General features: G+C 65.2%; 23 protein-coding genes. 8 read left to right on the forward strand and 15 right to left on the reverse strand.

The genetic code is table 11. The annotated features are described in order from the left end of the window. Positions 1-288: 288 nt before the first annotated feature. Genes rfbC through rfbB form a run of 4 tightly spaced genes read right to left on the reverse strand, consistent with a single transcriptional unit; the run spans position 289 to position 3,709 of the window. Positions 289-855, reverse strand: a complete 567-nt coding sequence (gene rfbC / locus LDO29_RS15035; RefSeq protein ID WP_224080581.1) for a dTDP-4-dehydrorhamnose 3,5-epimerase — start codon at positions 853-855, stop codon at positions 289-291. Then, the gene (rfbA, locus tag LDO29_RS15040) at positions 852-1,730 is read right to left on the reverse strand and encodes a glucose-1-phosphate thymidylyltransferase RfbA (RefSeq protein ID WP_224080582.1); all 879 of its coding nucleotides are present in this window, start codon (positions 1,728-1,730) and stop codon (positions 852-854) included. Before rfbA ends, rfbC begins: the two co-directional genes overlap by 4 nt. Beyond that, on the reverse strand, positions 1,723-2,655 hold the full coding sequence (gene rfbD / locus LDO29_RS15045) for a dTDP-4-dehydrorhamnose reductase (protein WP_224080583.1): 933 nt from the start codon (positions 2,653-2,655) through the stop codon (positions 1,723-1,725). The genes rfbA and rfbD overlap by 8 nt, the downstream gene beginning before the upstream one ends. Next, positions 2,645-3,709, reverse strand: a complete 1,065-nt coding sequence (gene rfbB / locus LDO29_RS15050; protein ID WP_224080584.1) for a dTDP-glucose 4,6-dehydratase — start codon at positions 3,707-3,709, stop codon at positions 2,645-2,647. Before rfbB ends, rfbD begins: the two co-directional genes overlap by 11 nt. Before the next feature lie 199 nt (positions 3,710-3,908). Between rfbB and LDO29_RS15055 the strand changes: the two genes are divergently transcribed. After that, positions 3,909-4,757, forward strand: a complete 849-nt coding sequence (locus LDO29_RS15055) for a symmetrical bis(5'-nucleosyl)-tetraphosphatase (RefSeq protein WP_224080585.1) — start codon at positions 3,909-3,911, stop codon at positions 4,755-4,757. A 119-nt stretch (positions 4,758-4,876) separates the two neighbouring features. Continuing rightward, a complete protein-coding gene (locus LDO29_RS15060; protein WP_224080586.1) occupies positions 4,877-6,013 on the forward strand; it encodes a J domain-containing protein in 1,137 nt (378 codons plus the stop codon). A gap of 223 nt (positions 6,014-6,236) precedes the next feature. Here LDO29_RS15060 and LDO29_RS15065 read toward each other — a convergent pair whose 3' ends face one another. From LDO29_RS15065 to hemC, 10 genes are all read right to left on the reverse strand, one after another. Further along, on the reverse strand, positions 6,237-7,067 hold the full coding sequence (locus tag LDO29_RS15065) for a lysophospholipid acyltransferase family protein (RefSeq protein WP_224080587.1): 831 nt from the start codon (positions 7,065-7,067) through the stop codon (positions 6,237-6,239). 5 nt (positions 7,068-7,072) lie between these two features. Continuing rightward, entirely contained in the window at positions 7,073-8,356 is a 1,284-nt protein-coding gene (locus LDO29_RS15070) for a dihydroorotase (RefSeq protein WP_224080588.1), read from the reverse strand. 66 nt (positions 8,357-8,422) lie between these two features. Next, positions 8,423-9,394, reverse strand: coding sequence for an aspartate carbamoyltransferase catalytic subunit (locus tag LDO29_RS15075; RefSeq protein WP_211957027.1), 972 nt, complete (start codon positions 9,392-9,394; stop codon positions 8,423-8,425). Positions 9,395-9,465: 71 nt separating this feature from the next. Next, entirely contained in the window at positions 9,466-9,993 is a 528-nt protein-coding gene (gene pyrR / locus LDO29_RS15080; RefSeq protein WP_224080589.1) for a bifunctional pyr operon transcriptional regulator/uracil phosphoribosyltransferase PyrR, read from the reverse strand. Beyond that, positions 9,990-10,415: a Holliday junction resolvase RuvX gene (gene ruvX / locus LDO29_RS15085; protein ID WP_224080590.1), complete on the reverse strand. Its 426-nt coding sequence runs from the start codon at positions 10,413-10,415 to the stop codon at positions 9,990-9,992. Before ruvX ends, pyrR begins: the two co-directional genes overlap by 4 nt. After that, complete coding sequence (locus tag LDO29_RS15090) at positions 10,408-10,980, reverse strand: YqgE/AlgH family protein (RefSeq protein WP_224080591.1); 573 nt, start codon at positions 10,978-10,980, stop codon at positions 10,408-10,410. Before LDO29_RS15090 ends, ruvX begins: the two co-directional genes overlap by 8 nt. 200 nt (positions 10,981-11,180) lie before the next feature. Continuing rightward, positions 11,181-11,888, reverse strand: a complete 708-nt coding sequence (locus LDO29_RS15095; RefSeq protein WP_224080592.1) for a pseudouridine synthase — start codon at positions 11,886-11,888, stop codon at positions 11,181-11,183. A 132-nt stretch (positions 11,889-12,020) separates the two neighbouring features. Then, complete coding sequence (locus LDO29_RS15100; RefSeq protein WP_224080593.1) at positions 12,021-13,211, reverse strand: heme biosynthesis protein HemY; 1,191 nt, start codon at positions 13,209-13,211, stop codon at positions 12,021-12,023. 2 nt (positions 13,212-13,213) lie between these two features. Continuing rightward, positions 13,214-15,265 carry a fused uroporphyrinogen-III synthase HemD/membrane protein HemX gene (hemDX, locus tag LDO29_RS15105; RefSeq protein WP_224080594.1) on the reverse strand — a complete coding sequence of 684 codons (2,052 nt, stop codon included), beginning with the start codon at positions 15,263-15,265 and terminating at the stop codon, positions 13,214-13,216. A 9-nt stretch (positions 15,266-15,274) separates the two neighbouring features. Beyond that, positions 15,275-16,288 carry a hydroxymethylbilane synthase gene (hemC, locus tag LDO29_RS15110; RefSeq protein WP_224080595.1) on the reverse strand — a complete coding sequence of 338 codons (1,014 nt, stop codon included), beginning with the start codon at positions 16,286-16,288 and terminating at the stop codon, positions 15,275-15,277. A 68-nt stretch (positions 16,289-16,356) separates the two neighbouring features. On the opposite strand from hemC, the gene ppc reads away from it, so the two are divergent. Further along, on the forward strand, positions 16,357-19,386 hold the full coding sequence (ppc, locus tag LDO29_RS15115) for a phosphoenolpyruvate carboxylase (RefSeq protein WP_224080596.1): 3,030 nt from the start codon (positions 16,357-16,359) through the stop codon (positions 19,384-19,386). Between the two features lie 98 nt (positions 19,387-19,484). Here the strand turns inward: ppc and LDO29_RS15120 are convergent, their stop codons facing one another. Beyond that, positions 19,485-20,111 (reverse strand): ferritin-like domain-containing protein, encoded by a 627-nt coding sequence (locus tag LDO29_RS15120; RefSeq protein ID WP_224080597.1) that lies wholly within the window; start codon positions 20,109-20,111, stop codon positions 19,485-19,487. Positions 20,112-20,244: 133 nt separating this feature from the next. On the opposite strand from LDO29_RS15120, the gene LDO29_RS15125 reads away from it, so the two are divergent. The 5 genes from LDO29_RS15125 (at position 20,245) to LDO29_RS15145 (ending at position 25,670) form a co-directional block, all read left to right on the forward strand. Then, positions 20,245-20,844: a sigma-70 family RNA polymerase sigma factor gene (locus LDO29_RS15125; protein WP_224080598.1), complete on the forward strand. Its 600-nt coding sequence runs from the start codon at positions 20,245-20,247 to the stop codon at positions 20,842-20,844. Continuing rightward, the gene (locus tag LDO29_RS15130) at positions 20,841-21,563 is read left to right on the forward strand and encodes an anti-sigma factor (RefSeq protein ID WP_224080599.1); all 723 of its coding nucleotides are present in this window, start codon (positions 20,841-20,843) and stop codon (positions 21,561-21,563) included. Before LDO29_RS15125 ends, LDO29_RS15130 begins: the two co-directional genes overlap by 4 nt. 140 nt (positions 21,564-21,703) lie before the next feature. Next, positions 21,704-23,122 (forward strand): argininosuccinate lyase, encoded by a 1,419-nt coding sequence (gene argH, locus LDO29_RS15135; RefSeq protein WP_224080600.1) that lies wholly within the window; start codon positions 21,704-21,706, stop codon positions 23,120-23,122. A 247-nt stretch (positions 23,123-23,369) separates the two neighbouring features. Beyond that, the gene (locus LDO29_RS15140; protein WP_224080601.1) at positions 23,370-23,972 is read left to right on the forward strand and encodes a TRAP transporter small permease subunit; all 603 of its coding nucleotides are present in this window, start codon (positions 23,370-23,372) and stop codon (positions 23,970-23,972) included. A 12-nt stretch (positions 23,973-23,984) separates the two neighbouring features. After that, on the forward strand, positions 23,985-25,670 hold the full coding sequence (locus tag LDO29_RS15145) for a TRAP transporter large permease (protein ID WP_224080602.1): 1,686 nt from the start codon (positions 23,985-23,987) through the stop codon (positions 25,668-25,670). Positions 25,671-25,819: the final 149 nt, after the last annotated feature.

A 25,819-nucleotide genomic window follows, 5' to 3' on the forward strand; every position in this document is an offset into this window, starting at 1 on the left:
TTTTGTCTTGCCATCTGTAACGTTCACGGCAAATAGCCCCTCGCCTCTTGCCACGAGCGCTCTATGTTGCTAGCGGCCGGATACGGAGGGAAATCGATAGCGTAGCGACTGCGCCGCCACGACAAGAAATACCAAATGCGCCTCTCAGCGCCAAAATTGCGCCTATTAGATCACAAAAAGATGAGGCCGCCCGATACACCCACTTACAGAATGCCCACTCGGTCGAAAGAACAGAGCAATAGTCATTCCTATCGCCCACGCGTCGGTGATCATCTGGAAGGGGGCAAGCTAGGGGGGTTGTATCGCCCCGAAAGCTTCCGCTTCCGCCAACAATGTGCCTGCCGCATCCTTCGCTGCAAGGATCGGGATGCCCTGCAAAGGCCAGCGCACTCCGACAGATGGATCGCTCCACAACAGCGTACGCTCGTGCTCGGGGTACCAGTAGTCAGTCGCTTTATAGAGGACTTCCGCCTGCTCGGATAAGACTAGGAATCCGTGCGCGAAGCCTTCCGGTATCCAAAGTTGTTTCTTGTTCGCCGCCGAAATCGTCACACCAATCCATTGGCCGAAGGTGGGTGACTCGGTGCGAACATCCACCGCGACGTCGAACACTTCTCCCGCGATTACCCTCAGCAGTTTACCTTGTGGGTGCCGGACTTGGTAATGCAGGCCGCGCAGGACATTGCGCACGGAGCTGGAATGGTTGTCCTGGACAAAGGTGCGCCGGACACCGGTCGCCTGCTCGAATGCTCGCGCGTTGAAGCTTTCCATGAAGAAGCCGCGCGAATCGCAGAACACCTGCGGCTCGATGACTAGCACGTCCGGCAGTGCAGTGGGCGTGACGGTGAGTTTCATTTGACCGGATCGGCAATGATTTGCCTCAGGTACTTCCCATAGCCATTGTTGTCCAACGATCTGGCAAGTTCAGCTACCCTGTCGGCGGTGATCCACCGGTTGCGATAGGCGATTTCTTCTGGGCAAGCCACCATCAGGCCTTGACGGTTCTGAAGCGTGGCGATGAAGCTGGCCGCTTCCAGCAGAGATTCATGCGTGCCGGTATCGAGCCAGGCATAGCCGCGGCCCATGATCTCGACATCGAGTTGGCCAACCTGCAGATAATGATTGTTCACGTCGCTGATCTCCAGCTCGCCGCGCGCCGATGGCTGGATCCCGGCGGCGATGTCGCATACCTGGTTGTCATAGAAATAGAGGCCGGTCACCGCATAGTTAGAGCGTGGCTGGCGCGGCTTCTCTTCCAGAGACACGGCGCGGAAGTCCTTGTCGAATTCCACCACGCCATAGCGCTCGGGATCCTGTACGTGGTAGGCAAATATCGTGGCGCCATCGGTCTGACTGGCGGAGCGCCTGAGTTGGGCCACCAGGTCGTGGCCGTAGAAGATATTGTCGCCAAGGATCAGCGTCGATGGATGGTTGCCAATGAAATCCTTGCCGATGATAAAAGCCTGCGCCAGCCCGTCGGGCGATGGCTGCACTGCATACTGGAGGTTGATGCCCCAGGCGCTGCCGTCGCCTAACATCTCGGCGAAGCGCCGTGTGTCCTGCGGCGTGGAGATGACCAGGATGTCGCGGATGCCGGCCAGCATCAGGGTGGACAGCGGATAGTAGACCATCGGCTTGTCATACACCGGCAGCAACTGCTTCGATATCGACCGCGTAATCGGGTAGAGCCGGCTGCCGGCGCCCCCGGCGAGGATAATGCCTTTACGCATGAATGTCTCGGTCAGTAAGGATCTGGTCCAACAGGTAGCGCACCCCCTCTTCCCATGGCGGAAGGTGGATGCCGAAAGCCTGGCGCAACTTTGCCGTATTCAGCCGAGAGTTTGCCGGCCGTGGCGCCGCGGCGGAATATTCGACTGAAGCAACACCTTCGATATCGTCAGGTCCGGCCTTCAAGGCGACACCGCTCGCCGCCGCGTGGCGCAAGACTTCCTTCGCATAGACATGCCACGTGGTTTCGCCGGCAGCGGCCAGATGGTAGATGCCCGCCGCAAAGTCAGCCCGGTTGCCGGATAGCCAGTGGCGCGCAACGATCTGGGCCGTGGCATCGGCAATCAGCGCCGCCGATGTCGGAGCACCATGCTGGTCGGCCACCACCCTCAGGCTATCGCGCTCCCGTGCAAGACGCAGTATGGTCTTGGCGAAATTGCCTCCATGCGCCCCCGCTACCCAGGAAGTGCGCAGGATCAGCGAGGGCGCGCCTGCTGCGGCAATGGCCTCCTCGCCAGCTACCTTGCTCTTTCCGTACACAGTGCGCGGATTGACAGCATCGGTTTCGACGTACGGACTGTCCTTGCAGCCGTCAAAGACATGGTCGGTGGAATAGTGAACGAGCAGCGTGCCCAGGGAGTGCGCCTCGTCGGCAAGCACACCTACCGCCCTCGCATTGACGGCAAAAGCCATGTCAACATCGGTTTCGGCCTTGTCGACATCGGTGTAGGCCGCTGCGTTGACGATTACGTCGGGCCTGTGTTCGCGCACCACGTTGCACACTTGGTCCAGATCTGCGAGATCACATGCGAAACGGTCCAGAGCCACGACTCGCCCCAACGGCGCCAGGCTGCGGCGGAGTTCAAAACCGACTTGGCCATTACAGCCGGTGAGGAGCAGGATGGGGATTTCCGGACTATGCCGCATATTGCTTGGACATCCAGTTTCGATACTCACCCGATAGCACATCCTGGACCCACGCTTCGTTATGTAGGTACCACTGGACAGTCTTGCGCAGCCCTGACTCAAAGGTTTCCGCAGGCGTCCACCCAAGCTCTTGCGCAAGCTTGCTGGCGTTGATCGCATAGCGCCGGTCATGCCCAGGGCGGTCCCTGACGAAAGCAATCTGGTCGCGATATGAGCCAGCCGCTTTCGGCTTCAGTTCGTCAAGCAGGTCACACAGCGTATGCACTACCTCGATATTGGTCTTTTCGTTCCAGCCACCGACGTTGTATGTTTCACCGGCGCGGCCACGGGCCAGAATCTCGCGAATGGCTGTGCAATGATCGCCGACATATAGCCAGTCGCGCACGTTGAGACCATCGCCATAAACAGGCAACGATTTGCCTGCAAGCGCGTTAGTGATCGTCAGCGGAATCAACTTCTCGGGGAACTGGAAAGGCCCGTAATTGTTGGAACAGTTAGTGATCAGCACCGGCAACCCGTACGTGTGATGGTAGGCCCGCACCATATGGTCCGATGCCGCCTTCGAGGCAGAGTACGGACTGTTGGGCTGATATCGCGAGGTTTCCGAGAACGGAGGTTCGGCGGGCCCCAACGACCCAAATACCTCGTCTGTCGAGACATGCAGGAAGCGGAACGCCTCGCGGGCGGACATGTCAAGGCCTTGCCAATACGCGAGAACGGCTTCCAGCAGACTGAATGTGCCGACAATATTGGTCTGCACAAATTGTCCGGGCGCCAGGATGGAGCGGTCGACGTGGCTTTCCGCGGCAAAATGCAGAACGGCCCGTGGCCGGTGAACTTTCAGCAAACAGCTCACCGCGGCGGTGTCGCAAATATCAATCTGCGAGAAAACATGGCGGACGTCCCCTTCGACCTCGGCGAGACTTTCGCGGTTTCCCGCGTACGTCAGCTTGTCGACGTTGACAATCCCATCGGCACCTGCCTGACGCAGCCAGTCGAGAACGAAGTTGGCACCAATGAATCCGGCACCACCTGTAACCAAAATATTCGACAAGGCTTGCTCCTGCCAAAGAAATGCTTCGCCAACCTGCTCGTGCAGAACGATTGCCAATGCGAGACAAATGGATGGGACATCCATTGCGCCCGAAAGTGACGGTATTCTATCTGCCGACAAACCCATCCTATGTTCGACACTGCTGGTTTGGTAGCCTCAAATTGCGGATGCCAGGGCAGTGCGCACACAGCTTTTCCCGATGACAACTCAAAAAGCACTCAATCCATCACCTTATGCCGTCGGCGACCTTCAAGGCTGTGCCTCGTCCCTGTCTGCGCTGCTCTCGAAACTGGGGACGAATCCTACGCTGCGCTTTGTCGGCGACCTCGTGAACCGCGGCCCCTCCTCCCTCCAGACCCTTCGCACCGTCCGCGCACTGGGCGCGCGTGCCGAGACCGTCCTAGGCAACCACGACATCCATGCCCTCGCCGCAGCAGCCGGCGTCCGCAAGAACGGCAAGTCCGACACTCTGCAGGACATCCTGACCGCCTCCGACCGTGAGGACTTGCTAACCTGGCTACGCCACCGCCCCCTCGCTCTCCTGGAGAACAACTTCCTCCTGGTCCACGCCGGCGTCCTCCCCCAATGGACCGCCGAGCAGGTCATCGACCTCGCCCGTGAAGTCGAAGAACAACTCCAAGGCCCAAACTGGCAAGGCTTCCTGGCCGACATTTTCGGCAACGCCGCCGACCGCTGGCATGACGGCCTGCGAGGCATCGAGCGTCACCGGGTAGTCATCAACGCCCTGACCCGGCTGCGCTATTGCACGGCCGATGGCGTGATGGACTTCAAGACCAAGGAAGGGCTGGGCAATGCCCCGGCCGGCTTCATGCCATGGTTCGACGTGCCAGGACGCCGTACCGAGAATGTCACCGTGGTGTGCGGGCACTGGTCGACGCTCGGCCTGGTGATGCGCCCGAACCTGATGGCGCTCGACACCGGCTGTGTCTGGGGCGGCAAGCTGACGGCTGCACGGCTTGCGCCAGATCCTGCTGCGCGAACGGTCATCCAGGTGGAGTGCCCGCAATATTGTGATCCGCTCGCGTGAGCGTGTCGTCCCTGCGTTGGCGGGGGCGACAGCATGGTTCTGGTTGTGGCACCCGGGGCAGTTGACACCCACGATGGTATAACCTGACCCGCAAGCAAACGATCAACAGATTCCCCTTCATGGCCAGACCAAACCCCACGCCAGTCATCATCGCCCCCGGCCACAACAAGCCCACCTTGTCAAAAGGGCAGAAGACATTCAACCGGCTCATCAAGCAGATCGAAGAACGGCGTGCGCGGCTAAGCGCCTGGGAAGCCGTTACCCATGAATATCACCAGAAGTACGTCAGCAAGCTCCTTCCGCTGGAGGAGACTTGCAAGTCACTGCGTACGCGGATGGTGCAACTGCTTGACCGCACCTATGCCGAAAAAGCCATCACCAAGACCGAGCGCCGCAAGCTGGACCGCATCATTGCCGAACTGGCCGGTGAGCTGGTCGGGGAAGACGAAGATGCGGAGATGAAGGCCATCTACAACCGGCATAGTCAATCCGACTACGACGGCGAGGTTGCCGCCGAAACCCGGGAAATGAAGGCAATGCTGGAGGAGATTCTCGAGGTCAACCTGGGGGACGATCTGGACATGTTCTCGCCGGATGACCTGATGCAGCGCACTCAGGCGCATCTGGAGCAACTGGTGGCAGATGCGGAAGCTGAAGACCAGGCACAGCAGGACCGGCGTGCCCGGCGCCGCAAGTCGGCCCGGCAGGTTGCTGCCGAGGCACGTGCGCAGGAGGAAGAGGAGCAGATCAGCCTCTCCATCCGCGAGGTCTACCGCAAGCTGGCCAGCGCCCTGCACCCGGACCGCGAAACCGATCCGCTTGAACGTGAGCGGAAGACCGCGCTGATGCAGCGGGTCAACCAGGCCTACGCCAGGCGGAACCTGCTGGAATTGCTGGAGTTGCAGCTGGAGCTCGAGCATATCGACCAGCACTCCATCAACAGCATCAGTGAAGACCGGCTCAAGCACTACAACAAGATCCTGAAGGAACAGCTCGCCGAGCTGGACCAGGAAATCCTGTTCGTGGAAGCGAGGTTCGCGGACAGCTACGACATCCTGTCGTTCGTCGCGCTGTCGCCGAATACGGTGATGCGTGATCTCGACGACGACATCGCGGAGCTCAAGCTGGCGGTCGATCAGTTGGAGAGTGACCTGGTGCTGTTCAAGGACATCAAGCAGGTGAAGGCCTGGCTGAAGACGATCAAGGCGCGACCAACAAGGCCCAGCTTCGACGACTTCGACGAAATACCGTTCTAGACAGAATGTATTGATGTCTCCGAAATTCACGACAACGCCAAATTTTCGTCGTCCCCGCGAAGGCGGGGACCCAGTGGCTTTTTGTCCCCCTTCGGGGGACGTGAAAGACGCTGGATTCCCGCCTTCGCGGGAATGACGGTGGTCGTTTTAATGTGGTCGTGAATTAGGGCAAACTTGATAGAGAACGTTCCCTGTTCCGCGGGAACATCGATGGTCCGCGGCGTCAGCGGCGCGCAGCGTCCGCCAGCGCCTGCATCTCGCCGGCTTCTTCGGCACCCGCTTCGTTCGCCCGTGCGGCCAGTACGGCCGCCTGCTCATGTGCTCCCTGGCAAAGGTGCACCACCACCTCCCGTGCTGACTCCGCCAGTTCCCTGCGGCTGGCCGTACTGGCGTGCAGTGCGGGCCCGATCGCCAGCCGCGCCTTGATGCGCGGCGCACGCAGGACGGCATTCAGGCACGCGAGCAGGCTCAGGTCGTCAATGTAAGCCGGGGCCAGCGTGGGCTTGCCGGTGGCGGCATCCACATAGCTAAGGCCCAGCGGCAGCACCGGCAGTCCGCCCGAAATCGGCGCCTGCATCAGGTTTGCGTGGAACGGCAGCACGTCGCTGCCGTCCGTGGTCGTGCCTTCGGGAAACACACCAACTAGGTCGCCCTGCAACATCACATCGGTGATGTCGTGCAGCACGCGATGCGCGTCTCGCTTGCGCGCGCGCTCGATGAACAGCGTGCCGGTTTTCTCGCACAGCCAGCCGACTACGGGCCAACTGCGGATCTCCGACTTGGCAACAAAGCGCACCGGCCGCCAGCTGTGGATGACATAAATATCCAGCCACGAGATGTGGTTGGAGACCACCAGCGCGCCCTGCGGGCCACCATGCGCTGGCAGTTCACCGACGATTTCCAGCTCGATCCCGCAAATCCGCAGCATCCGGCGCGACCAGCGCCGGATGTGCCATTCGCGCGAGCGCACGCCGAGCCATGGGAACAGCACGGCGCAGGTCAGCATCCCGCGCAGCAGGTGCAGCACCAGCGCCATCTTGCGCAGCCAGACCATGCGCGTCAGTGGTGGTTGTGGTTGCCGTGGACGATCTGGCCGCCGACCAGCGTCATGCGCACCCTGCCTTCCATCTCATAGCCGAGCCACGGCGAATTCTTGCCCTGGCTCTTGATGGACTGGCGTTCGACCTTCCAGACTTCCTTCGGATCGAACACACAGATGTCGGCAACAGCGCCCGTTGCCAGCGTACCGGCCTTCAGGCCAGCCACGCGCGCGGGCTCGGAGGTGATGCGGGCCAGCGCCGTCTGCAGCGGCACCTTGTGCTCGGCGGCCCAGCGCAGCGTCAGCGGCAGCAGCAGTTCCAGGCCGATGGCGCCCGGGGTGGCTTCGGCAAAGGGCAGCAGCTTCTCGTCGTCGTCCACCGGCGTGTGGTCGGAGCACAGCGCGTCGATGGTGCCGTCGGACAGCGCGGCGACGATGGCATCGCGGTCACGCGTGCTGCGCAGCGGCGGCGAGAAGCGCATCTGCGAGTTGAAGTAGCCGATATCCACATCGGTCAGCGACACATGGTGGATGTTGACGTCGCAACTCACCGGCAAGCCTTCGCGCTTGGCCTGGCGCACCAGTTCCAGCCCCGCGGCCGAAGACAGGCGGCAAATATGCACGCGAGCGCCCGTGGACCGCATCAGCTCGAAGATGGTATGCAGGCGCACCGTCTCGGCAATCACCGACACGCCCGACAGCCCCAGGCGCGACGCCACCGCGCCGCTGGCTGCCACGCCACCGCCCAGGAACGGGTCTTCCGGCCGCAGCCACACAGTGAAGCCGAACGTCTGCGCGTACTGCAGTGCACGCAGCAACACCTGGGTGTTGCGCACTGGCGCCTCGGCCTGGCTGAAACCGACGCAGCCGGCTTCGGTCAGCTGGTTCATTTCGGTCAGCACTTCGCCCTTCAGGCCCTGCGTCAGCGCACCCAGCGGATAGACGTGGGTCTGGTTGAGCGTGCGGGCGCGGAACTTGAGCATCTCGACCAGGCCGGGCTCGTCCAGCACCGGGTCAGTGTCGGGCGGGCAGACCAGGCTGGTCACGCCACCAGCGGCCGCGGCGGCCACTTCGGATTCGAGCGTGGCCTTGTATTCGTAGCCGGGCTCGCGCAGCCGGGCCGACAGGTCAACCAGCCCCGGGCACACGATCAGGCCACGGGCATCGATAGTCTTGTTGGCGGTGAAATCCGCCGGCGCGCTGCCAACGCCGACGATCTTGCCGGCGGCGATATAGATGTCTTGCTGGGCGTCGGTCTTCGCGGCCGGGTCGATCAGGCGGCCGCCCTGGATGTGAATCTTCATAGCTTGGCTTGTCGTGTCGCTTGGCTTGTTCGGAGTGTTCTGGCTGGAAGTCGGCATCAATGGCGGTCAGTCACTGTTTCCTGCCACGATCCCCATCACCGCCATGCGCACGGCGATGCCGAACGTCACCTGGTTCAGGATCACCGATTGCGGGCCGTCCGCCACGGCGGAATCGATCTCCACGCCGCGGTTCATCGGCCCCGGGTGCATCACGATGGCGTTGGGTGCGGCCAGCGCCAGGCGCTCGGGCGTGAGGCCGAAGGCCTTGAAGTATTCCTGCGCCGACGGCAGCAGCGCGCCGCTCATGCGCTCATTCTGCAGACGCAGCATGATGACCACATCCACGCCCTTGAGGCCTTCTTCCATGTTGTGGAAGACGCGCACGCCCATCTGCTCCAGCCCCGACGGCAGCAGCGTGCGCGGGCCGATGGCGCGCACTTCGGGCACGCCCAGCGTGGTCAGCGCGTGGATGTCGGAACGCGCCACGCGCGAGTGCAGGATGTCGCCGACGATGGCCACGCGGAGCTGGGTGAAGTCCTTCTTAAAGTGCCGAATCGTGTACATATCCAGCAGGCCCTGCGTCGGATGCGCGTGGCGGCCGTCGCCCGCATTGATCACGTGCACGTGCGGTGCGACGTGTTCGGCGATCAGGTACGGCGCGCCCGAACTGGCGTGGCGCACCACGAACATGTCCGCCGACATGGCGGACAGGTTGTTGATCGTATCGAGCAGCGACTCGCCCTTGCTGGTCGACGAGGCGTTGATGTTCAGGTTCAGCACGTCCGCCGACAAGCGCTTGGCGGCGATCTCGAAGGTGGTGCGCGTGCGCGTGGAGTTCTCGAAGAACAGGTTGAACACGCTCTTGCCGCGCAGCAGCGGCACCTTCTTCACATCGCGGTCGGAGTCGGACAGCGACACGAACTGGCTGGCGGTATCGAGGATGTGCGTGATCATGTCACGCGACAAGCCCTCGATCGACAGCAGGTGCTTCAGTTCGCCGTTCTTGGTCAGCTGCGGGTTGCGGAACGTCTTGGTCATGGGTGGTCAGGCGCGGGCAAAAATCGGGGGGTAGTCTGGTCTCGGGGCCGGTGGACGAAAAATTGGCCGGATCAACCGGCCGAGGATTCGGTGGTGAAGGCAAAGGTCGCCTTGGCGCCCTCGCCCTGGCGCGCAAGCACGAGCGTGGCCTCGCGCGGGAGCTCGGTCTGCAGTGCGACGAGGTCCGCCGCAATCGGCAGCTCGCGGCCGCCGCGGTCCACCAGCACGCCCAGCGCCACACGCGCCGGACGGCCATAGTCGAACAGTTCATTGACCGCCGCGCGGATGGTGCGGCCGGTGGCCAGCACATCGTCGATCAGCAGGATCTTGCGGTCCTGCACCTCGAACGGCAGCGTGCTCGGCTGGGCCTGGCTGTGCAGGCCCTTCTTGGCGTAGTCATCGCGATGGAAAGCCACGTTGATGACGCCGTGGTCGGGCAGCCCCAGGTCCGCCGCCAGCCGATGCGCAATCCAGGCACCGCCGGAGTGGATGCCGGCCACGGACCACTGCGCGCGCTCGGCTTGCGGGATCAGCGCCTGGGCCTGGTCGAGCAAGGCACGGTAAAGCGCCTCGGCGTCGGGATTGGTATGTCGGGTCATAGCGGAAGCTGGTCGAAATACTGTTGCAGGATGATGCGTGCGGCCTCGGCATCGAGTTCGCCGCGGCGCGCGCCGGCCATGGCGGCCATGCGCGAGGAATAGCGCTCGTCCACCCACTCCACGGGCAGGCCGAAGCGGCCGTTGAGCTGGTTGCCGAAGCGGCGCGCAAGCCGCATGGAAGGCTGTTCGCCGCCTTCCGGGTTGACCGGCATGCCGACCACAAGCTGCACGGGCGTCCATTCGCGGATCAGGTCGCCCACAGCCTGGAAGCGGCCTTCAACGGACAGGTTCGGAAGGATGGTCAGTGCGGTCGCCTGGCGCGTGATGAAATTGCCCAGGGCAACGCCGATCTTTTTCTCGCCGTAGTCGAATGCCAGAACCGTGCCGTCGCGGGGCAGTTCACGCCCCACGCCGTCAGGCATGCCCGGCCTCGCCGGAAAGCATGGTGATGTCGATGCCCAGCAGGCGGATAGCCGACGCAAAGCGCTCTTCGGGCGGCACGCTGAAGATGATTTCAGGATCGGCCTGGACGGTCAGCCAGCCATTGCGGGAAAGCTCCTCTTCGAGCTGGCCAGCGCCCCAGCCGGAGTAGCCCAGCGTCAGCAGGAAGCGGTGCGGGCCGCTGCCATTGGCCACGGCTTCCAGCACGTCCTTGGAGGTGGTCATCTCCAGCCCGCCGGGCACCGCCAGCGACGACACATAGATGCCCACCGGGTCATGCAGCACGAAACCGCGCTCGGTCTGGACAGGGCCGCCGAAGTAGACTGGCTGATGGGCCACCGGCTGGATTTCCAGCTTGAGGTCGATCTTATCGAAGAGCGTGGCCATGTCGATGTCGATCGGGCGGTTGATCACCAGCCCGAGCGCGCCACGCTCGTTGTGTTCGCAAAGGTAGACGACGGAGCCCGAAAAAGTCGGATCGGCCATGCCGGGCATGGCAATCAGGAATTGATTGGTCAGATTGATGGGTGCTTCGGGCTTGGCCATACCTCGCATTTTATCAAATCGCCGGTGGGCTTCCGGAAAAGAATTGGGCGCGCTGCGGTGCAACAACCCCGGACTTCAGAGTGCAACGTCCGTCGCTCCCGCGCAGGCGGGAGCCCAGCGTCTTCAGCCGCGCGCGACAGGCGACAGGCAAAAGACACTGGGTTCCCGCCTGCGCGGGAACGACCGGTTCTTATCCGCCGTTAGTCCTTGCTGGTCAACGCGGCCAGGTCCTCCGGCGTCAGCCAGCGCCACTCGCCTTCGGCCAGCGCGGGATCGAGCTTCAGCCCCCCGAGGGCGCTGCGGTGCAAGGCCGTCACGTGGTTGCCGGCCGCCACCACCATGCGCTTGACCTGATGGTACTTGCCCTGCAGCAAGGTCAGCCTCAGGCTCCGTTCACCGGTGATTTCGCAGGCTTCTGCGGCGATCGGGGCAGGTTCGTCGTCGAGTTGCACGCCGGTTCGCAGCGCTTCGGCCTGTTCCGGCGTCACCGGCTCTGCCGTGGTGACCTCGTACACCTTGGGCACCTTGCGCTTGGGCGAAGTATGGGCGTGGATGAACTGACCGTCGTCCGTGAGCAACAGCAGGCCGGTGGTATCGTGGTCCAGCCGGCCAACGGCTTGCACCTCGCGCTGGCGCAGCGGCACCGGCAGCAGGTTGTACACGCTGGGATGGTGGCGCGGGCGCTGCGAGCACTCATAGCCAGCCGGCTTGTTGAGCATCACGTAGGCCTTGGTGCAGGCCAGCCACGCCTCGCCATCGACGGTCAGCCGCAGGCCGTCGACCTCGAACTGGGCGCGCGGGTCGTCGCAGAGCTCGCCATTGACCTCCACCAGCCCGGCGGCGATCAGGTCGCCACAGTAGCGGCGCGTGCCGAAGCCTTGGGATTGGAGGATGCGGTCTAGGGTCATGGAAATGGAATCGTCAGTGAATAAGGTCGCAGACACATCGGCCCTGATGCGTCCGCGGTACCGGATCGGCCAAAGGGCAAGATGAAAGCGATGCAGGATTGGGCGCAGCAGCCGCTTAGCCGCCTGCCGGCCTCAGGCAGCCAGCATCGCGCTTTCGCGGTAATGGCGCTGCGCGTCCTCAGGCCGCTCGGTCTCTTCGAACAACCGTGCCAGCGCCAGGTGGGTACGCACGCGCAGGCGGGTCTGCTGCTCACGGTCCGCATACTTCAGTGCGCGCTCGAAGCTCGACTGGGCCTTGCCCCAAAGCTGTTCGCCCAGGCAAAGCACGCCGAGCGTGTAGTAGAGGTCGGCGTCCACCGGATGCTCATTGATCCATTTTTCCGCCTGCTGGATCTGGGGCAATGCCTGGCCGGTCCTGGCGCAGTCGGCGTAGCGCAGCACGAGGCGGCTGTCCCAGTTGGCCTTGAGCGCATCCTCGATGATGCGGCGCGCTTCACCCTGTCGGCCGAGCGCGGCAAAGTAGCGGGCCGCCGGCTCGGCGATACGCGCGGCACGCCGTTCATCGGCCGATAGCGTGCGCCAGAAGGCGGACAGTGCCTCGGCGTCGTGGCGGCGCTCTTCCAGCATGGCCTCGCAGGCCATCTGCTTGAGCCGCAGCGCCAGCACCGGATGCAGCGCGTTGCGCTTTTCCAGCGAACGCGCCAGGCGCAGCACTTCGGACCAGTTCTTCAGGTGCTGGTGCGCGCGCAGCGCAATGCGCTGCACGTGGATCTGCCGTGCGCCCTGCGCCTGCAATTGTGCGATGGTTTCGAGCGCGCCATCGGCATCGCGCGCGTCGACCAGCAGTTCCGCCATCGATACCAGCCGGGCCTGCTCGCGTTCGGGATCGGTGACCTGCGCCATCCAGGCGTCGCGGCGCTCGGTTTCCTGCATGCGGTGCGCGGCGCGGGCGCCGACCAGCGCCGCCGTCTGCGCCTGCGCGTCCCAGGCCTGGGCCTCGCGTGCCGCGCGCTCGGCACGCGCGAAGCGGCCTGCAAACAGGTTCTCGATTGATTCGCGCAGTGCCGCCTGGGCCTTGTTCATGCGGCTGCGTTCGCGGTAGGCGGCGGCCCGGCGTGGCATCTCGGAAAGGTGGCGCACGGTGGAGAGAATGGTCCACACCACGAAGAACACCAGCAGCAGCAGCGCCAGCGCCAGGTTCAGCGACAGCTCCACCCGGTACGGCGGATAGAACAGCACCACATTGCTGTGGTTGAACTGCGTGAACAATGCCAGCCCGACGGCGCCACCGAACAGGACCGCTACCCAGAACAGAAGGCGCATGGTTACTCCTTCTTCAGCGCACGCAGCGCGCCGAGGCTTTCCGCCATGGTCGGTAACTGCACCGTCACGGCACCGGCCTGTGCCTGCTTGAGCAGCGTCAGCACGGTCTGCACGCGCCGGGACCTGGTGTCGAAGTACCTGCCGATCATGGCCTGCGCAGCAGACAGGTCATTGCGGAAGACCGGCTCGTTGCGCGACAGCAGCGCCAGCCGCGCATTGAGCAGGCGCAGCTTGACGTTCTCGCGCAGGAACCAGCCCTGGTCGCCCGATAGCAGCAGGGCCTCGGTGTCTTCAACCTTGCGGATGCGGATGACCTGAGCCATTTCCTCGCGCATGAAGCCCCACACCCGGCCAAACCAGGCGCCGATACCGCCGGCTGCGGGAGCAGCCGCGTCCCGTGCCCCCTTCGCGGCGCCACGGTTTGCGTCCTTGCGGTCTTCCGCCTCGGTCCGCTCTAGCATGCGTTCGCTCGACAGCAGCGGCAACGCGTCGATCTGGTTGATGGCTTCATCCAGCTTGATGGCGGCGCCTGTCAGGTCGGTATCGGGCACCGCCTTCATGCGCGCGATATCGCGCGCCAGCGCGCGGCGCAGCAGGTTGTACTGCGGCTTGTCGGTACGGGCCAGGCGCGCGTCGGCGCTCTGCAGCGCCGCCAGCGCGACCTGCACGTTGCCGGTGAGCTGGAGCTGCTGGCCGGCGTTGGTCAGCAATTGCTGGATCTCGGCGATTTCCCAGTCGTCGCGGTTGCGCATCAGGTCCTGGTAGACCTGCTCCAGCGCGGCCTGCTTGTCGCGGGTCTCGCCGACCTGGCCGTCGAGCGCGCCGACCTTGGCCTGCAGTTCCTTCACGGTGTCCTGCGCGTTGCGCGACAGCACGCGCGTCTCCTGCACCAGCGCGTCATTGCTCTGCTGCCGCCGCGCCAGTTCCTCGGTGAGGTGGTCGACCCGCTGCTGCAGCCACCAGAAACCGCCGGCGGTAGCCAGCACCAGGACGGCCACGAGCGCCCACAGCGCGGCGTTGCGGCGCGGTGCGGCGAATGACGGCGCCGGCGCGGCCGAAGCCGTGGCCGCAGGAGGAATGGTGGTTGAGGAGGACGTAGTTTCTTGCGTCACGCGTTCGACCCTGTTTGTCATGGCAGGCGGCTGCACGGGCGGTGGCGCCGGCGGTGCAGCGGGAACCGCGGCACTTGCAGGCACTGGTCCGGCATAGGCATCCGCCCACTGCTTGCATGCGGCAAGCAGCCCGGCGTCGCCCGGCGCGGCACGCAGGATGCGCGCAAAGCCGAGCGCCTCCGCCTGTTCGGCGATTCTCGCATGCGGCGCGATGCACTGCACCTGTTTCAGGGTGGCCAGTTCCTGCGGCGACAGGTTCTGCCGCGCGAGCGTCTCGAGGTTGCGCACGGCCTCCGAGCTGGTCAGCAGCCAGGCCTGCGGGGCACCGCCGGGGCTCAGGCCGTCGCGCACGGCCTGCCATTGCATGATGCCGGGCTCGGGCAAGGTGCGTTGGTAGGCCTCGACCGCCGTGACGTCGGCACCCGCTTCCCGCAGGCGGTCGCCCAGCCAGTCGCGTCCGCCGTTACCGCGCACGATCAGCACGGCGCGTCCATTCAGCGCGGCTGGCTCCAGCTGCGCCCACAGGGCTTCGGAATCGAAACGGGGTTCTTCGCCCGCCGCACCGTTCGCACCGTTGCCGTCGGCACCGGCCGGCGCAATCACGCGGTGGTCGGGCGCGGCAATGCCACGCTCGGCAAGAGCCGTGACGCTGGCCGGTCCGACCACGGCCACCGGCACGCCGGGCGGCCACTGGGCCACGGCATTGCCCTGCACTGCTGCCAGCGCATCGAGCGCGTACTGGATCGCGTTGGGACTGACAAAGACCACCAGCGCGAAGTCCGCCAGGCGCGCCAGCGCAGCGCGCAGCGGGGCGTCATCGGCAGCGGGGCCAATCGCCAGCAGCGGAAATCCCAGTACGTCCAGGCCCGCGGCCTGGAGGGCTTCCGTCAGTTGCCGGGACTGCCCGGCGGGTCGTGTGACAACGACAGTCGGGCGGGGCATGGACCGGCCTCAGGCAGGAGCTTGGGGATCGGCAGGCTCGGCCAGCGCGGCGAGGATATCGGCAGCGCCCTGCGCGAGGAGGTCGCGCGCGGCAGACTGGCCGAGCGCGTCAGCCGCCGCGGCGTCAGGTGCTGGCCCGGCTGCGCTGGCGCGCACGTGGCGGCTGCCGTCGGGCATGGCCACAAAGGCATCGAGCCGCAGTTGTCCGCCGTCCCAGCGCGCATGCGCCGCCAGCGGCACCTGGCAGGAGCCGCCCAGCATGCGTGACACGGCCCGTTCGGCCGTGACCGCGAGCGCGGTCGGCGAGTGGTTCAGCGGCGCCAGCCATTCGGCGACCTCCGGGCGCGTGGACAGGGTCTCGATGCCCAGCGCGCCCTGCCCTGCTGCCGGCAGAGACGCCTCCGGGGCGATCAGCGCGCGGATGCGGTCGCCGAGGCCCAGGCGCTTAAGTCCGGCCGCGGCGAGGATGATGGCGCCATATTCGCCGCGATCGAGCTTGCCCAGGCGGGTGTCGAGGTTGCCGCGCAGCGGCTTGATGACCAGGTGCGGATAGCGCGCACGCAGCGCGGCCTCGCGGCGCAGGCTGGAGGTGCCCACCACGGTCCCGGCCGGCATCTCGTCCAGCGAAGCGAAGGCGGAGGACACCAGCGCGTCGCGCGGGTCTTCACGCTCCATCACCACGGCCAGGGTAAAGCCGTCAGGCAATTCCATCGGCACATCCTTGAGCGAGTGCACCGCCAGGTCGGCTCGGCCTTCGGCCATTGCAAATTCCAGTTCTTTGACAAACAAACCCTTGCCGCCGACTTTCGACAGCGTACGGTCTAGAATCTGGTCTCCGCGCGTGGTCATGCCAAGAATGGACACATCGCACGCGGGATAGTATTGTTGCAATGCAGCACGCACGAATTCCGCCTGCCACATGGCCAGACGGCTCTCGCGGGAGGCGATTACAAGCTTGTGCGGAACGTTGCGCATAACGGCAGCAGAGGCGGCGGAGGAACTCGGGATGGCGGATGCTTGCATCCGTCAATGGTAGCACGCGACCCAATAGCCGCTCCGCACCATCGGACAGAAGAGTAAGAGGAGATTGCATGACGCAGCATGCTGCGCGCCCCGCCGGCCGACGCTCGACGTCGTCCACCCGAGAAGTCCCCTCCCAGGCCTCAGGCCAGAGTGACGCAAACGGCGCCCCTACCCGCAAGACCGCTTCCAAGGCCACGGCCACCAAACGGATTTCCAAAGCAAACCTGATGGTCGTGCCCACCAACGGCGCCGTGAATACCGGGTCCGCCCGCCGCTCCTCCACCGACAAGGACTTGCCGCTGCGCGAAGACATCCGCTTCCTGGGCCGCCTGCTGGGCGAATGCCTGCGCGAGCAGGAAGGCGATGCCGCCTTCGAGGTGGTCGAGACCATCCGCCAGACCGCCGTGCGTTTCCGCCGCGAGAACGACCGCGCCGCCGGCGCCGAACTGGACCGCCTGCTCAAGCGCCTGTCGCGCGACCAGACCAACCAGGTGGTGCGGGCGTTCAGCTATTTCTCGCACCTGGCCAATATCGCCGAGGACCAGCATCACAACCGCCGCCGCCGCATCCACGCGCTGGCGGGGTCGCCGCCGCAGGCGGGCAGCCTGCAACACGCGCTGGAGAAGATCGACGCTGCCGGCGTCACCGGCAAGCAGCTGCGCAAGTTCCTGGACGAGGCACTGATCGTGCCGGTGCTGACTGCGCACCCGACCGAAGTCCAGCGCAAGAGCATCCTGGACGCCGAACGCGAGATCGCCCGCCTGCTGGCCGAGCGCGACCTGCCCATGACCGCTCGCGAGCGCGATCACAACACCGCGCAGCTGCGCGCCAAGGTCACCACGCTGTGGCAGACCCGCATGCTGCGCGATTCGCGCCTGACGGTGGCGGACGAGATCGAAAACGCCCTGTCCTACTATCGCACGACCTTCCTGCACGGCATCCCGCAACTGATGAGCGAGCTGGAAGAGGATATCGCCGCGATCTTCCCGGCCTCGCGCAAGGCCAAGGGCAGTGCGGCCGAGCCGGCTCCGCTCGCGCCGTTCATGCAGATGGGTTCGTGGATCGGCGGCGACCGCGATGGCAATCCGAACGTGACGGCCGAAACGCTGGCGCATGCCGCGAGCCAGCAGTCGCAGATGATCCTGGGCTGGTACCTGGATGAAGTGCATGCGCTCGGCGCCGAGCTGTCGATGTCGACGCTGATGGTCGACGCCAGCCCCGAACTGCTGGCGCTGGCCGAGGGCTCACCCGACCATTCCGCCCACCGCGCCGACGAGCCCTACCGCCGCGCGCTGATCGGGATCTACGCACGCCTGGCCGCGACCAGCAAGGCGCTGACCGGCCATGCCGCGCCGCGCCACCCGGTGGCCGATGCCGAGCCGTACAGCAGTGCCGAAGCCTTCGCCGCCGACGTGCAGGTAGTGATCGACTCGCTGCGCGCGCACCACGGCCGCGCGCTGGCCAGCACGCGCATCGATGCGCTCGTGCGTGCCATCGCCGTGTTTGGCTTCCACCTGGCATCGGTCGACATGCGCCAAGTGTCCGACGTGCACGAAGCCGTGGTGGCGGAGCTGTTCGCCGCCGCGGGCGTCGAGAAGGACTACGCCGCGCTGCCGGAATCGCGCAAGCTCGAACTGCTGCTGGCCGAGCTGCGCCAGCCGCGCCTGCTGACGCTGCCGTGGCATGAATACTCGGAACAGACCCGCAACGAGCTGGCCATCCTGGCGACCGCGCGCGAGCTGCGCGCGCGCTACGGTCAGCGCGTCGCGCGCAACTACATCATCTCGCACACGGAAACGCTGTCCGACCTGGTCGAGGTCATGCTGCTGCAGAAGGAATCCGGCATGCTGCAGGGCACGCTGGGCAGCAAGACCGACCCGGCCCGCATGGAGCTGATGGTCATTCCGCTGTTCGAGACCATCGAGGACTTGGAGAACGCCGCCGGCATCATGCAGTCGCTGCTGGACTTGCCCGGCTTCGATTCGGTGATCGAGCATCACGGTGTCGAGCAGGAGGTGATGCTGGGTTACTCGGATTCCAACAAGGACGGCGGCTTCCTGACCTCCAACTGGGAGCTGTACAAGGCCGAGCTGGCGCTGGTGCAGCTGTTCGAGCAGCGCAAGGTCAAGCTGCGCCTGTTCCACGGCCGCGGCGGCACGGTTGGCCGCGGCGGCGGCCCGACCTACCAGGCCATCCTGTCGCAGCCGCCGGGCACGGTGAACGGGCAGATCCGCCTGACCGAGCAGGGTGAGATCATCAACAGCAAGTTCGCCAACGCCGAGATCGGCCGGCGCAACCTTGAGACGGTGATCGCCGCCACGCTGGAAGCCTCGCTGCTGCCGCAGCAGAACGCGCCGAAGGAGCTGAGCACGTACGAAGGCATCATGCAGCAGCTCTCGGACCGTGCGTTCAGCGCCTACCGCAACCTGGTGTACGAGACCCCGGGCTTCAAGGACTACTTCTTCGCCACCACGCCGATCATCGAGATCGCCGACCTGAACCTGGGTTCGCGTCCGGCCTCGCGCAAGCTGATGGACAAGAAGAACCGCCGCATCGAAGACCTGCGCGCGATTCCGTGGGGCTTCTCATGGGGCCAGTGCCGCCTGCTGCTGCCGGGCTGGTACGGCTTTGGCAGCGCGGTCAAGTCGCTGCTGGACACCGCGCCCGACGAAAAGGCACGCAAGGCCGCCGTGGCCATGCTGCGCAAGATGGTCAAGACCTGGCCGTTCTTCTCCACGCTGCTGTCCAATATGGACATGGTGATGGCCAAGACCGACCTGGCCGTGGCGTCGCGCTATGCACAGCTGTGTGAAGACGCGGCCCTGCGCAAGAGCGTGTTCACGCGCATCAGCAAGGAATGGCACCTGACCTGCGAAATGCTGGCGCTCGTCACCGGCCACCAGGAGCGGCTGGCCGACAACCCGCTGCTGGCACGCTCGATCAAGAACCGCTTTGCCTATCTGGACCCGCTCAACCACATGCAGGTGGAGCTGCTCAAGCGCTTCCGCTCGGGCAAGGACGGGGACGATATCCGCATTCGGCGAGGTATCCACCTGACCATCAATGGGGTGGCGGCGGGGTTGCGCAATACGGGTTGAGTATCTCTCGCCAGCGTCACCTCACCGGTGGCGTGCTCCCCTCTCCCACGCCAGTGGGAGAGGGGAGCAAACACACTGCAAGCGACGAGCACCGCCACTCAGCCCACAAACGCCCCCGGCACCGGATCTTCCCCCAGCGCATGCAGCAGCACCGCCCAGTGCATGGCCTCGTCGCCGAGGATGCTGCCCGCCGCCTTGGTCAGATCCCGGTTATAGAAATTCGGCAGCACGCCGAGGTAGGCCGCAGTGGCCCCCTTCTCCAGCCCCGCGGCGAAGCGCAGCACGTCCGCCTGCGTCTTGAGCTGGCCGGTCGGGAACGAATACTCCGACGGCTTCTTCGCCATCACCGGCGAACCTCCCAGCTTCGATACCGTGCCGGCCAGCACCTGCGCATGGGCCTTGTGGTGGCCCTGGAACTTCACCGCCGTATCGAGCACGGGCTTCTGCAGCAGCCCGCTTTCCGCCCCGACCTGGTAGGCCGCGATGGCCTGGTACTCCAGGCCGAGTGCGACGTTGAGGATATTGATGTCGTCCTTCGTGCTGCCTGACTGCGTCTGCGCCCAGGCCGGCATCGACTCGCCCAGGCTCAGCACGGCCAGCGAACCGAGCGCGAACAGGCCCGGCACCTTGAGCAGTCCGCGCCGGCGCTCGTCGGGCAAGGTGATGATGGAATCGTCCGCGGGTTGAACCAGCCGGCGGGCCGGCGTCGTGGGCATGCGTTCCATGGCGTTCTCCTGTGAGGAATCAAGGGACAGCGTCCGTTGTGCGGATCGCCTGATCCTTTTACGCACGCACCGGGCATTCGGATGCAGCAGCACTGCCTATAATCGGGCAGAGCCTCCCGCCAGGAACCGCCGCGTGCCCCCTTCCCCTGAACCGTCCTTTGCCCCGTCGGCCGACAACGACCGGCAGGCGGCGTGGCTGCAGGCGGTGGCGCTGGGCGATCGTCAAGCGTTGCGCACGCTCTACGAGCAAACTTCGGCGAAACTGTTCGGCCTTGCGCTGCGTATTACTGGCAGGCGTGACTGGGCGGAGGATGTCGTGCAGGAAAGCTTTGTCAGCATCTGGCACCACGCCGGCGACTACCGGCCTCACCTGGCCGCGCCGATGACCTGGATGGCCACCATCGTTCGCAACCGCGCGCTGGACTGCCTGCGCCGCGCGGCCACCGCGCGCCTGCCCCAGACGGTGGAACTCGATGAAGAACTGGGCGAATGGCTGGCCGATGATGCCGCCGGCCCCGCGGAACTCGCGCTGGCCAGCCAGCAGGCGCGCGCGCTGAACCGTTGCCTGCAGCGCCTGGAACAGGCGCAGCGCCAAGCCATCGTGCTGGCCTACCTGCACGACCTCAGCCATGCAGAACTGGCGCAGCGGCTGCGCATGCCCCTTGGGACCGTCAAATCCTGGATCCGCCGCGGCCTGGAGCGCCTGCGCACCTGCCTGGAGGGTGCACCATGAGGCTGACCCGGCACCCAGGCCTGCTCGACCGCATGGCCGCCCAGTATGCGCTGGGCGTGCTGCGCGGCGGCGCGCGGCGCCGGATGGAGCAGCTTGCGCGCGAGGAACCGGCGGTACGCGCGGCAATCGGCCACTGGCAGGTAAGGCTGTCCGGCATGGCCGAACTGCAGCCGGCCGCCGAACCGGTGGAGGCGGTCTGGTGTGGCATCGAGCAGCGGCTCGGCTGGAAGCCCGCGCCATCGGCCGAGACGCCGGCGCTGTCGTGGTGGCAGAGGTTGTGGGCGGCCCCGGCATTCTTGCGCGGTGCGGCAGTGGCGATGACCGTAGTCGCCGTGCTGGCGGTGGGGGTTGGCTGGCAGATGGGGCAGCGCCAGCCGGCCGAAGCCGCCGTGATCGCCGTGCTGAACAATGCACAATCCCAGCCGGCATTGCTCGTGTCCTGGGATGCCGGCGCGCGCCAGTTGCTGGTGCGAAGAATCGACGACATGATGCTGCCCGGCCAGCAGGTGCTGCAATTGTGGGCACTGCCGGAGGGCGGGAAGCCGCAGTCACTCGGCGTGATCGGCCGCGAGCGCACGGCGCGGTTGGCGCTGGCGCAGCTTCCCGCGACCGTCCCGGCCCTTGCCGTCAGCGTGGAACCGCCGGGCGGATCGCCCAACCCGGACGGGCCGAGCGGCCCCGTGGTATTCAAGGGACCGCTGATCCACTCCCCGCTCTGAGGCGCCCTTACCCCGGCCCGGCAACCGCCGCCGCGGGCCGCGCGGGCGATATAATCCCTGTTTCCCCGAAATCCGCTCGCGCCCGCCCCCGCATGGTCATGCACCGGCCGCACGCCGCGCGAGCCACAGCCCTGACGTCCATGACGACCTCCCAACTTGCCAAGAAAGGCGAAGCCTGGTCCGCCCGCTTCTCCGAACCGATGTCTGACCTGGTGAAGCGCTACACCGCCTCGGTGTTCTTCGACAAGCGCCTGGCCCTGTTCGACATCCAGGGTTCGCTGGCCCATGCAGCCATGCTGGCCAAGCAAGGCATCATCGCCGAGGCCGACCGCGCCGAGATCGCGCGCGGCATGGCACAGATCCAGGGCGAGATCGAGGCCGGCAGCTTCGAGTGGAAGCTGGACCTGGAAGACGTTCACCTGAACATCGAAGCGCGCCTGACCGCGCTGGTCGGCGATGCCGGCAAGCGCCTGCACACCGGCCGTTCGCGCAATGACCAGGTAGCCACCGACATCCGCCTGTGGCTGCGCAGCGAGATCGACAACATCGTCGCGCTGCTCGGCGCGCTGCGCGTGTCGCTGCTGGACCTGGCCGACAAGAACGCCGACACCATCCTGCCGGGCTTCACGCACCTGCAGGTGGCGCAGCCGGTGACCTTCGGCCACCACCTGCTGGCCTACGTGGAAATGTTCACGCGCGATGCCGAGCGCATGGCCGATTGCCGCAAGCGCGTCAACCGCCTGCCGCTGGGCGCCGCCGCGCTGGCCGGCACGAGCTACCCGATCGACCGCGAATTCGTCGCGCAGCAGCTGGGCTTTGACGGCGTCTGCCGCAATTCGCTGGACGCCGTGTCGGACCGCGACTTCGCCATCGAATTCTGCGCGGCCGCCGCGCTGGTCATGACGCACGTGTCGCGCTTCTCGGAAGAGCTGGTGCTGTGGATGAGCCCGCGCGTCGGCTTCATCGACATCGCCGACCGCTTCTGCACCGGCAGCTCGATCATGCCGCAGAAGAAGAACCCCGACGTGCCCGAACTGGCGCGTGGCAAGACCGGCCGCGTCAATGGCCACCTGATCGGCCTGCTGACGCTGATGAAGGGCCAGCCGCTCGCGTACAACAAGGACAACCAGGAAGACAAGGAGCCGCTGTTCGATACGGTCGATACCGTGGTCGACACGCTGCGCATCTTCGCCGACATGGTGCCGGGCATCACCGTCAAGCCGGAAGCAATGCGTGCCGCCGCGCTGCAGGGCTATGCCACCGCCACCGACCTGGCCGACTACCTCGTCAAGAAGGGCCTGCCGTTCCGCGACGCACATGAGGCCGTGGCCCACGCCGTGCGCGCCTGCGACAGCCGCCAGTGCGACCTGGCCGACCTGAGCGTGGCCGAGCTGCGCGAAGTGTCCGGCCTGGGCGGCAAGGCCGCACTGATCGGCGACGACGTGCATGGCGTGCTGACGCTCGAAGGCTCGGTCGCCGCGCGCAACCATATCGGCGGCACTGCGCCGGATCAGGTGCGCGCAGCCATTGCCGCGGCACGCGGGGCACTCGGCAACTGATCTGGCGCCAGGGCCAGGCCCATACCGCCGACGCTGCGACAGCAGAACCCAAACGGGGAGAGCACTGGCTCTCCCCGTTTTGCTTGTCCTTGTCCCGCCGGAAATCGCAGAGATCGGAAATTTGTGCACCACATCGGTGCTGCCGCATCGATAAATGTGACTTACTGGGGAATTACCCTAGCGATAGTGCTGAATGAACACCGTAGACTATTGCGCCACCCCTGTATCCGAAAACTAGGACGATCACATGTCTTTCCTCATGAGGCTGTCACGGCTTATCGACGCCGTGAATGCGTTCATCGGGCAGTGGGCGAAATGGCTGATCCTGCTGGCCGTACTGGTCTGCGCAGGCAACGCCATCGTCCGCTACTCATTCAGCATCAGTTCCAATGCCTGGCTTGAATTGCAGTGGTATATGTTCGCCGCGGTGTTCCTGCTTGGCGCGCCCTACACGCTGCGCCGCGACGAGCATGTGCGCATCGACGTCATTGCCGGCCGGCTCTCCGAGCGCACACAAGTCTGGATCGACATCTTCGGCATCCTGTTCTTCCTGCTGCCGATCAGCGCTGTCATTCTCTGGCTCTCCGTCCCGTATTTCTGGCTCTCCTACGCCGGCCATGAGATGTCCGGCAATGCCGGCGGCCTGATTCGCTGGCCCGCCAAGTTCCTGATCGTGGCCGGTTTTTTCCTGATCATCCTGCAGGGGCTCTCGGAACTCATCAAGCGCTTTGCCTACCTGAAGGGCGAGCTGCCCTTCTCCGCGTTCCGCAAGCACGGGCACGAGGACGTGGAGGAAGAAGTGGCGGCCATTGTGCAGGCCACCAAGTCCGGTCCGACAACAAAACAATAAGGGGCGCGCAAAATGACGCAATTCCTGGTTGCGAACATGGCGCCAATCATGTTCGCCTCTCTCGTTGTCTTCCTGCTGTCGGGCTTTCCGATCGCCTTCGCGCTGGCGGCAAACGGGCTGTTGTTTGCCTTTGTCGGCATCGAGCTTGGCCTGCTTCCTCCCGAACTACTGCAGGCGCTCCCAAGCCGCCTGTTCGGCATCATCGAGAACGACACCCTGCTGGCCATCCCGTTCTTCACGTTCATGGGGCTGATACTGGAGCGCTCGGGCATGGCTGAAGACCTGCTCGACACTATCGGGCAGCTGTTCGGCCCGATCCGCGGCGGTCTGGCCTATGCGGTGATCTTTGTCGGCGCCCTGCTGGCGGCTACCACGGGCGTAGTGGCTGCGTCGGTCATTTCGATGGGCCTGATTTCGCTGCCGCTGATGCTGAAGTACAAGTACGACAAGCGGCTGGCTTCGGGCGTGATCGCAGCCTCCGGCACGCTTGCCCAGATCATCCCGCCGTCGCTGGTGCTGATCGTGCTGGCCGACCAGCTCGGACGCTCGGTGGGCGACATGTACAAGGGTGCGTTCCTGCCCGGCCTGATCCTGACCGGCATGTACATGGGCTATGTATTGCTGCTGACCGTGATCAAGCCTGCGGCCGCGCCCGCCCTGCCGCCGGAAGCCCGCGTCTTCCGCGAGCCGAGCGGCAAGAGCGGTGCCGCATCGGTCCTGGTGCTGACCGCGCTGTCCGTGGCCGTAGGCGTGCTGGCGGACAAGTTCTACAAGCCCGAGGCACCGCTCGATGAACGCCTGGTGATTTCGGTCGGCGCGGCCATCGCGTTTGCCTTCGTGGTGGCGGTCATCAACCGGACGCTCAAGCTTGGCCTGCTGTCGACGATGGCCGAGAAGGTGACCTTCGTGCTGATCCCGCCGCTGGCCCTGATCTTCCTGGTGCTCGGCACGATCTTCATCGGCGTGGCCACCCCCACTGAAGGTGGCGGCATGGGCGCGCTGGGCGCCCTGGTGCTGGCGCTGATCAAGCGTCGCCTGAACCTGGACCTGACCAAGCAGGCAATGGAATCCACGCTGAAGCTCTCGGCGTTCGTGATCTTCATCCTGATCGGCGCGCGCGTGTTCTCCCTGACCTTCTATGGCGTGGACGGCCATATCTGGGTGGAACACCTGCTGACCGCCCTGCCCGGCGGACAGACCGGCTTCCTGATCGCAGTGAACCTGCTGTTCTTCCTGCTGGCGTTCTTCCTGGATTTCTTCGAGCTTGCGTTCATCCTTGTGCCGCTGGTCGGCCCGGTGGCGGACAAGCTAGGCATCGACCTGATCTGGTTCGGGGTACTGCTGGCCGTCAACATGCAGACGTCGTTCATGCATCCGCCGTTCGGCTTCTCGCTGTTCTACCTGCGCTCGGTCGCCCCGCGCGAGGTCAAGACCTCCGACATCTACTGGGGCTCCGTGCCGTTTGTGCTCATCCAGCTGATCATGGTCGCCCTGATCATTGTCTTCCCCGGCGTCGTCAGCACAGGCACGGGCAAGGTACAGGACCGCCACGCGACGCGCGACCTGTCCATCGACCTGCAGCAGGAGCGGCCGGCGGCAAGCGCGCCCCCGTCGGGCGGCGCAACGCTGGAGTTGCCCACGACGCCGGCCGACAGCGAACCCGCCGCACCGACGTTCGAGTTCGAGAAGAAGAAGTAATCCCCGGACCCGGGGCGAGCAGCAAAGGCCCCGCCTGGTGCGGGGCCTTTTCTTTTCCTTGCCTGGCAGCCGGATTACGGGAATTCCACATCCCGCTGACCTGCGGTGGCAGCCCTGATTTCTGGCGCCGGCCGGGTGATTTGCTATCC

The organism is Cupriavidus laharis, from assembly GCF_914271435.1.
In the GTDB taxonomy this organism is placed as follows: domain Bacteria; phylum Pseudomonadota; class Gammaproteobacteria; order Burkholderiales; family Burkholderiaceae; genus Cupriavidus; species Cupriavidus laharis.